Origin of the sequence: Streptomyces sp. AV19 (assembly GCF_015999245.1) — a bacterium.
Lineage (GTDB): Bacteria > Actinomycetota > Actinomycetes > Streptomycetales > Streptomycetaceae > Streptomyces.
Genome location: NZ_JAEAMR010000003.1, coordinates 142,098 through 154,632, shown reverse-complemented (window position 1 = coordinate 154,632; position 12,535 = coordinate 142,098). Strand labels below are relative to the sequence as shown.

10 protein-coding genes are annotated in these 12,535 nt (G+C 65.4%); 2 read left to right on the top strand and 8 right to left on the bottom strand.

Annotation, left to right across the window (positions count from 1 at the left end; all coding sequences use genetic code 11):
- Window positions 1–30 precede the first annotated feature (30 nt).
- The gene (locus I5Q34_RS00675; protein WP_199890085.1) at window positions 31–531 is read right to left on the bottom strand and encodes a hypothetical protein; all 501 of its coding nucleotides are present in this window, start codon (window positions 529–531) and stop codon (window positions 31–33) included.
- A 278-nt stretch (window positions 532–809) separates the two neighbouring features.
- On the opposite strand from I5Q34_RS00675, the gene I5Q34_RS00670 reads away from it, so the two are divergent.
- Entirely contained in the window at window positions 810–1,661 is an 852-nt protein-coding gene (locus I5Q34_RS00670) for a helix-turn-helix transcriptional regulator (protein WP_199890084.1), read from the top strand.
- 13 nt (window positions 1,662–1,674) lie between these two features.
- Window positions 1,675–1,869, top strand: coding sequence for a DUF397 domain-containing protein (locus tag I5Q34_RS00665; RefSeq protein ID WP_199890083.1), 195 nt, complete (start codon window positions 1,675–1,677; stop codon window positions 1,867–1,869).
- 703 nt (window positions 1,870–2,572) lie between these two features.
- On the opposite strand, the gene I5Q34_RS00660 is transcribed toward I5Q34_RS00665, so the two are convergent.
- The 7 genes from I5Q34_RS00660 to I5Q34_RS00630 all read right to left on the bottom strand — a co-directional run bounded on the left by I5Q34_RS00660 (window position 2,573) and on the right by I5Q34_RS00630 (window position 12,534).
- On the bottom strand, window positions 2,573–3,589 hold the full coding sequence (locus I5Q34_RS00660; protein ID WP_199890082.1) for a hypothetical protein: 1,017 nt from the start codon (window positions 3,587–3,589) through the stop codon (window positions 2,573–2,575).
- A gap of 2 nt (window positions 3,590–3,591) precedes the next feature.
- Window positions 3,592–5,886 carry a hypothetical protein gene (locus I5Q34_RS00655; protein ID WP_199890081.1) on the bottom strand — a complete coding sequence of 765 codons (2,295 nt, stop codon included), beginning with the start codon at window positions 5,884–5,886 and terminating at the stop codon, window positions 3,592–3,594.
- A 16-nt stretch (window positions 5,887–5,902) separates the two neighbouring features.
- Window positions 5,903–6,244 (bottom strand): hypothetical protein, encoded by a 342-nt coding sequence (locus tag I5Q34_RS00650; RefSeq protein ID WP_199890080.1) that lies wholly within the window; start codon window positions 6,242–6,244, stop codon window positions 5,903–5,905.
- A gap of 362 nt (window positions 6,245–6,606) precedes the next feature.
- The gene (gene mycP, locus I5Q34_RS00645) at window positions 6,607–7,833 is read right to left on the bottom strand and encodes a type VII secretion-associated serine protease mycosin (protein ID WP_199890079.1); all 1,227 of its coding nucleotides are present in this window, start codon (window positions 7,831–7,833) and stop codon (window positions 6,607–6,609) included.
- A 24-nt stretch (window positions 7,834–7,857) separates the two neighbouring features.
- Entirely contained in the window at window positions 7,858–9,537 is a 1,680-nt protein-coding gene (locus tag I5Q34_RS00640; protein WP_199890078.1) for a WXG100 family type VII secretion target, read from the bottom strand.
- Window positions 9,538–9,595: 58 nt separating this feature from the next.
- Window positions 9,596–10,045 carry a hypothetical protein gene (locus I5Q34_RS00635; protein ID WP_199890077.1) on the bottom strand — a complete coding sequence of 150 codons (450 nt, stop codon included), beginning with the start codon at window positions 10,043–10,045 and terminating at the stop codon, window positions 9,596–9,598.
- 134 nt (window positions 10,046–10,179) lie between these two features.
- Window positions 10,180–12,534, bottom strand: a complete 2,355-nt coding sequence (locus tag I5Q34_RS00630; RefSeq protein ID WP_234428296.1) for a xanthine dehydrogenase family protein molybdopterin-binding subunit — start codon at window positions 12,532–12,534, stop codon at window positions 10,180–10,182.
- Window position 12,535 lies beyond the last annotated feature (1 nt).

Here is a 12,535-nt window from a genome sequence, read left to right as displayed (position 1 = left end):
CCCGCATCCGCACCCGGCGGGACACGACCGTCAGCACTCGGCATACCGCCTCGCCGCCTCCCGCGAGAACACCACCCACACCTTGCTCCCCACCAACGGCTGACGCGCGTCCTCCAGCCGACAGATCCCGCCGCAGGCGTCGACAACCGCATCGAGCGTGGACAACGCGACCCGCCGCCGCGCGAGACACACTCTGCCCAGCCCCTCCGCGTGCAGCGGATGCCGGTCGAACACCGTCAACCGCAACACCCCGAAGCGCCACCGCAGGGACAGATCGGTCTCCCGATTGCCGCTGAACAGATGGCAGTTACCGAGCATCTCGGACGCGGCGAACACCCCGAGCTCGGCCATGTCGGACAGCCCGTGCTCATCGAGCAGCCGCCGGACCAACTCCCGTGCCAGGGACAGCGCGTACGGCCCGCCCGGCAGCCCGAAGGAGTAGTCGAGGTCGGCGAGGGACGGCGGGAGGCAGCCCGTGGGCGGCCCGTCGGGCAGACATGGCGTCGATGTCGATACGGAGTCGCTGAGCATGCGCGATCACTCCAAGCACACGAGAGATGTGGGGGGATGAAGCCCTCGCACGCAGCCACCGGTGGCTCGCCTCCCTGGGCGCGGACACACCCGTCCCGGGGAAGGCGGGCATGCTCACGCGGTGCACTTCCGACGCTGCGGCGTGTGAGCTGAGCGACACCGAAGGTAGACCCGCCACGGTCTCGCAGACAACCTTGTCCAGAAAGACAACCCTGTCGGTGGACCTACACCGCCACAAACGGCATGCTTCGCTTCGCGCGGAGTGCAAGGAGGGACACATGCCGTCAAGGAGCCATCCGACCCAGCGGCAACGACGCCTGGGTACGGAGCTGCGCAGACTGCGCGAGAGAGCCGGCATGAGCGCCCAAGAGGCGGGCACAGCCGTGAAGATGAAGTCCTACCAGGTCAGCCACCTGGAGGCCGGGCGCGTGGGAATCACCCCCGGCCGCCTTCGTACCCTTACCCACACCTACGGCTGCACGGACGACGCGTACGTCAACGCCCTGCTGGCCATGGCCGACGAGCGGGAGAAGCACTGGTGGGAGGAATACCGGGACTTGCTCCCACCCGGCTACCTCGACATCACCGAACTCGAACACAGCACGCAGCGCATGCGCATCTCGTCCAGCATCCACATCCCGGGCCTTCTTCAAGCCGAGGCCCACGCCCGAGCGATTTTCGACGAGGCGGTAACTCCCCTCCCCGAGCGGGAGAAGGAGGTCAGGATCACCCACCGTATGCAGCGCCAGGCCATCCTGTACGGGGACCATCCGCCGAAGCTCGAGGCCGTCCTCCACGAAGCTGCTCTGCGCATGCAGTTCGGCGGTCGAAAGGTCGCTGCGGCCCAACTCGACCACCTTCTGTCCGCCACCGAGCACACCCACATCACCGTGCGAGTCGTGCCCTTCACCGCTGGTGGGATCCCAGGATCGGGTCAACTGGTCTTCTACGCCCACGGACCGGTTCCGAGACTCGACACCGTGCAGCTCGACTCGGCACACGCGACGGTGTTCCTCACCTCGGAGCCCGAGTTGGACGACTACCGGGGGCTCTTCGACCGCACGGAGCGCAAATCCCTCTCACCCAGCGAGTCGCGCGACCTGATCCACAAGATCGCCAAGGAACTATGAGGAGACCCAACCCATGTCCGAGATCACCTGGCACGAGCCATACTGCGTCGGCGGTGGCAACGCCTGCCTCCAGATAGGCCTCTCTTCCGAGGGCACCCGAATACTCCGCGAGACCGCCCGCCCCCACGAGGTCATCAGCACAACCCCCGAGGGCCTGCGCAACCTGGTCGAGGCCGCCAAAAGAGGCGAACTCGACCACCTGCTTTGAGTCCCAGACGCCGAGCACATCCTGCAGGTGTTGAATCCTCCGCTATCCGCGTACCCACCTCAAATCGAGACTCCGGCCCGCTTCTTTCATGAAATGGATCAGCGGCCGGAGCGGACATGCCCATTCAGCGTCCGCAAAACGATACTGGGGCGGCACGGTGAACGGTGGTGCGCGTGAAGTGGCGAGTCACAGATTGAGAACCCCTCCGTGCCAGATCCACCCCGAGCCAAGGACCGTGTTCCGCAAGGGGTTCTTCATCCCCCGCGAGTCAAAGCTAAATGTCTCGACCCATCGCCGGCGACCGTCGGGCCCCGCTCATACGTCCACCGCTTGGAGATCGTTGTGGTCGATCCACGGCTGTACTGGCCCAATGTAGGAACCTTGGACGTATTCCCGATCCATGTCACCTCCCACTGCTCATCGAGGGCGCGCACTTCGCGCTTTCCCGGGACCAGGCGCATCCGAATCCGAATCTGCCGGTCCAACTGGCTCCGCACGAAGAAGGCTTGCCACGCAGGTTCCGCAATCCGCCACTCCGCCACCAAGTCTGCCTGCTCCGCAGGCTGGGCATCGCGCACAACGAACGGCACGTCCGAGCCGTTGAGCGCGAGCAACGCCGCCCGGAGGTCCGTGGCGGGCAGCGGCACGGCACCGCGGTCCGGGTACTGCGTGCCCCTGAACTTGTCCCAGAAGCGACCCATCACTACGCCCCCGTCGGCGGCGAACAGCCATGCCGCTTGGCCGAGTTCGCAGCGAACTTCTTGAGCGCCTGCTCCTCCAGCGCTGGATCCGGTTTGGCCTCCCTACCTCCAACATACCCTCGTTCGATGACGTACAAAGCTTCGCCAGAAGGACAGGTTGCTGCAGCCCAACGGCCCCGTACCTCAACGCCCTTCCTTGCACGGGAGGAACGATATTTAGCCCGTGCACTTTTCTCATACGGACCGTAGTAGGCTCCGATTCTGAACTTTTCCTTGCCGGCGCCGTCGGCCAGGACACAGACTTCGACGGGGGCAGTGTCGTTGACGGCACTCTCATACGACGCCGCCTCTATGCCCTTGCACGTGCCTACGGCCTCGCCCACCCGCTTAAGCACCTTCGTAGAATCACTAGGCACGCGGTCAATATTTCCGCCATGCGGCTTTCCTGTGCACCCCCACTTTTCAGCAGCATTACTGAGAGTGGCGGTCGCCGTACGTGCCAGTTTGGCTCTCCGGTCACTGCTCAGGGGCGCAGAAGTGCGAGCCTGGTGGACCTTCGCACTGACCACGATGTCCCCATCCGCGCCACTTCCACAGCTCAGGTATGCATTGGCATAGGTGATTCTTCCACTAACCGCGATAAAGGCAGCCCAGCCACTTCCTACCGGAGTTGTAGCTGGAGGCCTATAGATCGCTTCATCCTCCGAAATCAGCAGATCATGAACCCTCTCTCCACGCAAGATGTCGACACCGAGGTAATTTTTACCCTTCCCAGGGTCGACCACGCTGCAGTACGAAGAGGAAGAAAGCAGCGTACGCGGCCGTTCAACCTCCAGCAGGCTTTTCACCTCGGAGTGGTCGAGCATCCCATCGCAGGCAGTAGAAAGCGAACGTTCGTCTTGCCAGTTGTCGTACGCTCCGGAGAAATACAGCCCTGCACCACTCAGCACCACAAGCACAGTGAGTGCAGAAACGATGATTACAGTTCTACGCTGCCACCAAGGACGGCTGCTTCTCATAATCAGAGGTTCCTCTTGAGATCTGTGAACGCCGTCGAGCGGGCAGAATCATACTGTTGCACCGCCTCATCATGCATATTGTAGACATAAGGGTCTGTCGCCTTGAGATTTCTCCCTTCTGCCCAGTACTTGATCAACTCATGGAGGTCCTGGCTCTTGGATTCCAGTTCTTTTATGGAACCGTTCTTCGCAGCCTCGTCCGCCTGATTCTTCATATCGTTTGCCCACTCATACGTAGCCGCATCCACGATGCGCTGGGCAGCGTCACCTATTACAGGCACAGGCGTTAGCGGAGTCCCCACGCCATGATATGCGTACTTTGCCACATCATCGGCCCAACCCTTCCGGGCGTCACGATCGTCGAGAATTATATCGGCGCCAATAGCATTGAAGACACCAATTCCTGCTCCAGCGCTGTGCGCATGAGTCGCCCAGGCCACAGATCCTCGCCGAGACTCCGCCTCAGTCAGATATTGCGCTGCTTGAGCCCTCTCCGCCTCGTACAGCATTGCAAAGTTTTCTGGAGAATCCGAGACTCCGCGGAGAACCCTTATTACCGAACCCTTTTTGGACTCAATGTGACCAACTCCCTCCATATCCTCTTTTCGGTCACTGAGAATTTTATGGGTATCGGGTGCGTAATCGGCAAGAGTGCGGGCGAGCGGAGTTTGCAGGTTCTTGTGCACCGAATCCCCACCATTCTCCTCGTCGAGCATTGCAATCGTGTCCTCCAGGACACGCGCTTGGCCGACAGTGTGCTTCCCGTCACTGTTCCGCTCGCTACCGGAAGGCGAACCAGTTGCCGCAGCCTCGATGGCTGCGCCCAGCCCCTTCCGGCTATCCGAGCCCTCGGTGTCACTGGCATCATGCCAGGAGTTGCCGCCATACGCGGCATCTCCATGCAGTTTGACCTCGTTATTGACGAACTTCCAGTCCCGCTCTTTTAGGAGGTAGTGGAGACGGTCGTTGTTGCGATGGGCGGGATCTTTTCCTTCTGCTCCGGGGTCGAGATATGCAGTAGCCGCCTTCGGATCGCGGCTCATCATCTCAAGGGCGCCATCCACGGGATCGTTGGCAAACCAGCCGTTCTTCTTGCCATGGAAATCCCCGTACAGGTCCCAGATATCCTTGTCCTTCTTCTCCGCTGCGATCATGTCGTCAGTAACGTCGGCGAGAAACTGTGGAGCAGCAGGGTCACCTTGCCTCATAAGAGTGATCAAGCTCTGGTAGCCACGAACTTGTTGGTCACGCGACTTGGCGCCGTTCCCTTGGTTCGCGGCAACTTCGAGGTCGTATTTCTCGATGCCAGCCTTCCTCAGCCCTTCACGCCAGTTGTTGTAGAACTCTGCATCCTTAGTCTTTGCCCACTTGACATAGGCATCCCGGTACGCCTTGCTCCCATACGGGATCCGCTTGCCGTCGGCATCCTTGAAGTTCGGTATGCGTGTGGCGCCATTGATAGTGTTGGCCAGCCCCTTCTCCATCGCCAGATAGTCCTGCTTGTTGCCCGTATCATCGAAGTACGCAAGATCGTTGAACTTGTTCGCAACCTTGATGGTGTCCTCGGGGCCGAGCGAGTCCAGCATGGTTCGGCTGAACACCTGGTCATTTGCATTGTCCCGGTACAGCCGGGTCAACTCGGCCCGCTCCGCCGCGCTCAGCTTCCCGCCGCGGAGGAGTCGTTTCGCGTACGCCTCCGCCTCCTCCGCTTCGTAGATCTCGATGTCGCCGACAGCACGGGCATTGAAGTTGTGAAGGGTTTGGTCTGCCGTTCTGACGCCTGCTGCTGTACGCAGGGCATACTTAGCGCCCTGGTCCGCGTCATCTACCGCCTGCACGGCCTTCTTTATGGATTCCGTCCATGAGGTTTCCGCCTCAAGGCACTTGCGACGGAACTCCTGATAGTCAGGGTCGTTGCGCGTGGCTTTGACCTTACTGAAGTCGAAAGTGGCTCTACCTCCGCTGTCGATGTGCATGCCCTCCTTCTGGGCATCGGCGACAAGGCCCTTGACTCGCTGCACCAAGGTGGTGAGCTGGGAGTGCGCATCCCTCAGCAGAGAGGCGATCGCTTTGGCCTGGGTCTGGGCGGCGGCAAGCTCGGCTTGAGTACCCGTAAAGCGATAAGACGCACCAGAAGCAGCTGTTCCGACCCACACGCCGTCTTTCGCTACAGACAGCACCTTTCCCTTGTAGACAGACTCGACTCTATTGAACGCGCCAGCCATCTCATCCCACTTGGCGGCGGCCGAGGAGAGCGATTCGAGTTTCGCAGTGACCACATCCTGATACGTCAGCATGACGGCAGGGTCTCCTCTACTTCTCGCCCCGATTGGTTTCAATCTGGAACCTGTCAAGAATGGAAGCGGTCCGGTGCTCGTACCCGATAAACCCCTTCAGAGCCTGCTGGAGCGCGGACCTGTCCGCGGCAAGCCGCCCTTGGAGCGCCTTCACCTGCCGCCCCCACTCATCCTGTACGTCCTTCAGGCCGGCGCCAGTGGCCCACCCTCGAAGGTCCGACACGGCCTTTCCGTTTGCCTCGTCCGCTTTCGTGGCCGCTACATCAGTACCAGGCTGAATGTCTCCCGCAAGGGCCTTGGCAGCAGCCTCCTTGCCCGGCTCGTTCGTCCTCAACTTGCCGAAGTCTCCGTCAGACATATCCCCTCCCCTTCTGAGCATCCGTGGTCAGTGGCCTAACTCCGCACGTCGCTCCCGGTTGCCGAGCGCCGGTGGGGTGTGTACAGCACGGAAATCACTCAGGTGGCAAACTCTTCGGCCGGATCTTCGGCCTCAACACTGCTAGGCGAGACCGATACACAGTCACTCACTGCTCGCCCCTCTTCCTTCTCATGCCTTGCATCAGTAGGGGCATCAAGCAACGCCACCCACTGTTCGCGCCGACTTGATGACTATCGGTCACATCCATACCGCAAGGTACCTCACGCCGCATGAGTACGGGTACTCATGCGGCGTGAGAACTAGGCCACTTTGAAGGCTAGTTGAGGATATGCGAGCTCCGGCTACGAGCCGATCCCCGTTGTGTCGCGACGGCGACGGGCGACAACTAGTGGAACGCCGACTGCTGCCGCGACGACAACCACTGCACCAGCGCCTAGCAGGACCCATGTCGTGGTGCTGGCGCCGCCATCATCGTTGCGCTGGACGACGCCCTCCCGAGCGTGTTCCTTCGGAGCGCTGCTTTCATGCTTTGGATTCAACGGCTGCGAGGATGGCTTGGACGCCGACGTGGAACTATCCGTCTTTGTAAGCGGGTTGATATCAGCCGGACCCGGGTCGCCAGGGTTATTGAGGGCAACGCGGGGGCGGACCACGCCGTAGCCGAGGTCGTCGCTGCGCTTCTCGCCGCTCTTGGGGCCGCCGGCCGTGTTGATGAGGACGCGGAGGACCTGGTTCGCGGTCCAGTCGGGGTGGGCGGACCAGAGGAGGGCGGCGGAGGCAGAGGCGAGGGCTGAGGCGTCGCTGGTGCCGTGGCTGCGGCGGATGCCGGTGCCTTGCCTGCTCGTGGTGTACATGTCGTCACCCGGGGCGGCCAGGACCACTTGGTTTCCGCGCTGGGACTCGTCGGTCACCTTCGCGTTCCTGTCAATCGCTCCTACGCCTACTACTCCCTTATGGGCGGCCGGATATTCTACCTGGTTGCCCTTTTGCCCATCGTTGCCGGCGCTCGCGAAGACCAACTTTCCCTTGGCAATTGCGTAGTCAAGAGCCTCCGCTTGATCCTTGCCCTCCCAGGCATATCCCAACGAGATGTTGATGATCTTGGCGTTGGAGTCCGCTGCGAATCGGATGGCACGAGCCAGGCTACGGTCGGAGCCGATCGGATCATTGACTCGCACGGGAAGAATCTTGGCACCTGGAGCGAGCCCCATTGCGCCGGTGCCACCAAGCCCCTTCCCCGTACCAGCGATCAACACTGCCATGCCGGTTCCATGTCCAGGATCTCCCTCTGGAGCAGCAGACTCGGAGAAGTCCTTTCCCGAAAGCACCTGTCCACGGAGGTCTGGAAGACCTGCATCCACCCCAGTATCAAGCACTGCCACGGTCATACCGGAGCCGTCACTTGTCCGCCACATCTCTTCGGCGTGCATCCCATCGAGATGCCACTGCCGTTCTCTGACTGTGTCGGCATGAGCAGGCATCGCAGTGGATGCCAGAAGGAAGAGGGCCGCAGCGCAGTGCAGCGCAACCGATCGTGCGTTACGTGCAAGGCGGGTACCTCTGCGCATGAACTGCCTTCTTCCTTCCAGGAGTCAGCCGATGACGGGGGGCACGTTTCGCTGCTCGTCATCGGACGACCATGATTCCTCGTCCTCGACCAAGTAGTCGGGGCGCTTGCCTCGCGAGGCCTTCCGGTCTCCCGGGTTACGGACCAAGCCCGTACCGCCCTGTGTGAAGGCGCGACCGCCGTTCGGCGTGCTGCCGCCGACGACGCCACCGGCCTCCGATGCCAGGCGCCGACCGCCCGCGCCGATGCCGCGCCCGCCACCGCCGGGCGAGCCCGGCATGCCGCCGAAGCCGGGGCCGGCCATACCCGGGCGGCCCTGGGCTCCTTGAGTACCTTGCACTGACTCGGCTCCGACGACCGTGCCTCGAGGAGTCTGGAGCGGCGTCGGGCCCGTCGCACGGGGAGTCGGCTGACCGCCAATGACTTCGCCTGCGGGAACGCGGGGACTGCCGGTCTGGGGAAGTCCCACACGCCCGGCGCCCGGACCGCTGCCCGGGACTCCGGGCACACGCCGAGTGCCGGTCGAACCCGGCCCTGTGGGACCGGTTCCAACAGGGCCTGTCCGGCCTTCCGGCCTGGGTGACGGCGGCACTCGGCCCGGCGCCTTCGGGGTCACCGGGGGGACCGTGGGAATGTGCGGTGCAGGCACGTGCGGACGGCCGACCGGCGGCGGCACGGGCGGACCGCCCGGCGACGGGGTGGTCGGTGGCCCGCCGTTCGGCGTCGTCGGAATGTTTGGTGTTGGAGGCACAGTTTTCACGCCGCCGTCCGACCTGGTCGATGAATCGGTCGACGGGCTGGAGTGATCAGCGTGGGGGAGGGAGACCCCGCCAGTGGTCGTGCCTTCACTACCGGACGCCCCGGCGCCGCCCCCATGGGTCCCTGCCACACCAGAGCTCCCGGCCCCACGGTCGCTACCTCCGATCGCACCAGCCGATCCGTAGCCCCCTCCTCCAGGCTCTCTTCCCGAGCCGGAACCTCCCGGAAGCGAAACGTACTCGAAGCCATTCTCCGTTTGCGACGGCATCATCGTCCGAGGCATCGGCGGAAAGTTCGGCCGCGTAGCCTTCGTCAGGTCCGTCCCCCGCGCGTTGTACGAGGATTCCAGCGCGAACATCGCCCGGGCCGCCGCGTCATGGGCCTCCTTCAGCTTGTTGGCCGCGAGGGTGGCCTGCACCGGAGTCGGCCCGTTGTTGAGCGTGGGGCCGCTGCTGGGCTGGAGGGTGAAGTTGGGGCTGGGGTCGCTGTTTCCCGTGCCGAGGTCGGGCAGGCCGCTCGGCTTCGGGTTCTTCGCGTTGAAGGAGTCCAGCGTCGCCTTCGCGTCCGCCGGGTACTTCGGCATCGTCGTCTTCGCGTGGCGGAGCGCGACCGACGCCTCGTGCAGGGCCGAACCCGCCGCCTGGCTGTAGTCGCCCAGCCGGGTCGTCGCGTTGGCCATGTCCGCGCCCCAGGTGTGGAACGCGTCGGCGCCCTGGCCCTCCCAGTCCAGGCCGGTCATGTGGTCCTTGAGGTCCTTGCCGATGCCCTTGATCGTCTTGGCGGCCGTCTTCAGTTTGTCGGCAATGGCGTTGATCTTCTCAGGACTGGACTGCTCGATCATCCGCAGGAGCTGCTGATGCGGGAACTGATGGAAGTCCGTGCACTGCGAGGCGAATTGGCCACGCGGGTCGGCGGCGGGGCCGTGCCCCTGTGTCGAATCGGTCATGACCAGTGGTGTCCTTTCCCGCCCGGATTGCCTGCATTGCGCCACGGCATCATCGCCATCACATCTCCCCCTCGCCGTGAGTTCCGCCCGTCTTCTCGGGGTTCACACTGTCGCGCCCCGCGCTCTTCACGTTCGGGTCCCGCTTGGGGTCGTAGTACTTGGTGAGTTCACGCTGGACCGCCCACATCTTGTCGCGGTGGTCCAGATCCGTCCCCTGGTAGTCGTTGTGCGCGCCCTGCACCGCCAGGCTCAGCGCCTCGATCTGGTCGGCAAGCAGCTTCGACAAGTTCGCCAAGTCCTCGTGCACCGCGTTGTACATGCCGTACAGCGCCCCGGCCGCCGTGAAGTCCTGCCCGAAATGACCCTTGTCGATCTTGTCTGCGGCCAAGTTCGCGTGCGCGGCCTCGGAGCCCCCGAGCTCCGTCAGCGCTTCATCGACGCGGTTCTTGAACCCTTTGAGCACTTCCACTTCGACGCGCATTTTGTCCGCATCGGACTGCCCGGCCACGTACGACCCCCACCCCTCGTTCAACCCCGTGAGTCCTGCAATGAGCCTTCCTAGCCTACCGACAGGTATTCAGGCGTGCATCGCGCATTAACCCAACTCACATGAGTACGAGGGCGGATACCGCCCTACGCTTCCTACACTCCCGCCGCCACCGCCGCCTGCGGCCGGATCGGCAGCCGGTTGACCGGACGCCCCGTCGCCGCCCGCACAGCCGAGGCCACCGCCGCCGGCGACGTGACGACCGGCACCGCGCTGATCGCCTTCGCGCCGAAGGGGGCGACGACGTCCCGCTCCTCGACGAGCTTGACGATGCGGATGTCGGGGGTGTCCAACGACGTAGGGAGGGCGTAACCCGCGAAATCCGGGCGGCGGAGGTGGCCGGCGTTGGTGCGGAGGTTCTCCGTCAGGGCGGCGCCGACGCCCTGGGTGATGCCGGCCTCGATGCGGGTTTGCGCCTGGGCGGGGTTGAGGACGCGGCCGACGTCCTGGGCCACGGCCATCTCGACGACGCGGACCGAGCCCAGTTCGACGTCCACGTCCACCACCGCGCGGACCGCGCAGAAGGCGATGCCCACGAACGCGTCGCCCTGGCCGGTCTCGTCCAGCGGCTCCGTCGGGTGGGGGCGGCACTGGGCCGTGGCCCAGAGTTCCTTGCCGTCGAGGGCCTCGGCGACCGTCGTGCTGAGGACGCCGTCGTACGAGGTGATGCGGCCGTCGGCGATCGTCAGGAGCTCGGTCGACATGCCGAACTGGGCGGCCAGGGGCTGCAGAAGCTGCGTACGGACCATGCGCGCCGCGCGCTCGACCGCGCCGCCCGAGACCCATGTGTGGCGGCCGTGGGCGGCCGGGCCGCAGGGGGGCTGGTCGGTGTCGATGGGGGCGATGTGGACGTCGGTGACGCCCAGGACGTCCTGGACGATCTGCCGGGCGAGCGTCGAGAAACCCTGCCCCGTCTCGACGGCCGCGCAGATGACCGTGGCGACCGAGCCGCTGACCTTGACCGTCGCCGTGGAGACCTCGTCGGCGCCCTCGGCGCCCAGCATGTGGACCATGCCGACGCCGTAGCCCACGCCGCGCCGGACGGCGGACGGTTCGCCGGCGCCCTCGGGACCGCCGGGGAGGGGCCACTCCTCGTCGTCGGGGAGAGAGGGGAGGGGGAAGTCGCGGACCGCGCCCAGGAGTTCGGCGACCGGGGCCGGGCAGGTGACCGTCTGGCCGGTGGGGAGCAGGTCGCCCGTCGCCATGATGTTGCGCATGCGCAGTTCGGCCGGGTCGAGGCCGAGCTTCGCCGCCAGCTTGTCCATCTGGCCCTCGTAGGCCGCGCAGACCTGCATGGCGCCCTCGCCGCGGACGTGGCCGGAGGGCGGGTTGTTGGTGCGTACGGCCCAGCCCTCGACGAAGGCGTGCGGGACGACGTACGGGCCGCAGGCGAAGGCCACGGCGGCGGCGAGCACGTCCCCCGAGGAGTCGGCGTAGGCGCCCGCGTCCATCAGGATCTGGGCCTCCACCTTCACCAACTTGCCCTCGGCGTCCGCGTGGTGGCGGTAGCGCAGCAGGGTCGGGTGGCGGTGGGCGTGGCTGAGGAACGACTCCTCGCGGGTGGCCGCGAGCTTGACCGGGTGGCCGGTGCGCAGCGCGAGCAGGCCGAGCGGCAGCTGGACGCCGGAGTCCTCGCGGTCGCCCATGGCGCCGGGCACGCCGGTGACGACGATCTTGACGCGCTCGGGTTCGAGGGCGAAGCAGGCGGCGGCCATGTCGCGGTCGGCGTGCGGGTCGGTGGAGGCGGTGTAGATCTCGACGCCGCCGTCGGGGCGGGGCACGGCGAGGGCGGCCTCGGCGCCGATGGGCGCGGGGTCCTGGCGGCCGATGCGGTAGAGGCCCTCGACGATGACCTCGCCGGTGATCCCGGGGTCGCCGAAGCTCAGCGGGATGTGGCGGATGAGGTTGCCGTCGGGGTGCAGCGGCTCGGCCGCGAACGCCTGCTCGGGGTCGGTGACGGGCTCCAGCACCTCGTACTCGACGGCGATGGCGGCGGCGGCGAGGCGGGCCGTGTCGGGGTGGTCGGCGGCGACGGCGGCGATGGGCTCGCCGTGGTGGCGCACGAGGTCGGAGGCGAAGACCGGCCGGTCGGCGACGCGCCGTCCGTGGGCGGGGTCGCCGGGGACGTCGGCGTGGGTGACGACGGCGTGGACGCCGGGCATGGCGGCGGCCGTGCGGGTGTCGACGGACAGGATGCGGGCGTGCGGGTGCGGGGAGCGCAGCACGGCGGCCCACAGCAGGCCCTCGGCCCACAGGTCGGCGGCGTAGGGGAAGGTGCCCTGCGTCTTGGCGTCCGCGTCGGCCGCGGGCACGGAGACACCGAGGCCGCGCGGGGGCCCGTCGGGCTCGGCGGGCGGCGCGGCGACGGAGGAGGAGACGGCCAGCGAGCCGAGCACGCCGGTCACGTCGTCAGGTCCGCCGGATCCGGCCGTCCCGGCGCTGCCGCCCATG

Excerpts from the sequence above, each read along its gene's own strand:
- I5Q34_RS00650 (WP_199890080.1), bottom strand. The coding sequence starts at position 6,244 with ATGTCTGACGGAGACTTCGGCAAGTTGAGGACGAACGAGCCGGGCAAG.
- I5Q34_RS00670 (WP_199890084.1), top strand. The coding sequence starts at position 810 with ATGCCGTCAAGGAGCCATCCGACCCAGCGGCAACGACGCCTGGGTACG.
- I5Q34_RS00640 (WP_199890078.1), bottom strand. The coding sequence starts at position 9,537 with ATGACCGATTCGACACAGGGGCACGGCCCCGCCGCCGACCCGCGTGGC.
- I5Q34_RS00660 (WP_199890082.1), bottom strand. The coding sequence starts at position 3,589 with ATGAGAAGCAGCCGTCCTTGGTGGCAGCGTAGAACTGTAATCATCGTT.
- I5Q34_RS00675 (WP_199890085.1), bottom strand. The coding sequence starts at position 531 with ATGCTCAGCGACTCCGTATCGACATCGACGCCATGTCTGCCCGACGGG.
- mycP (WP_199890079.1), bottom strand. The coding sequence starts at position 7,833 with ATGCGCAGAGGTACCCGCCTTGCACGTAACGCACGATCGGTTGCGCTG.
- I5Q34_RS00665 (WP_199890083.1), top strand. The coding sequence starts at position 1,675 with ATGTCCGAGATCACCTGGCACGAGCCATACTGCGTCGGCGGTGGCAAC.
- I5Q34_RS00630 (WP_234428296.1), bottom strand. The coding sequence starts at position 12,534 with ATGGGCGGCAGCGCCGGGACGGCCGGATCCGGCGGACCTGACGACGTG.
- I5Q34_RS00655 (WP_199890081.1), bottom strand. The coding sequence starts at position 5,886 with ATGCTGACGTATCAGGATGTGGTCACTGCGAAACTCGAATCGCTCTCC.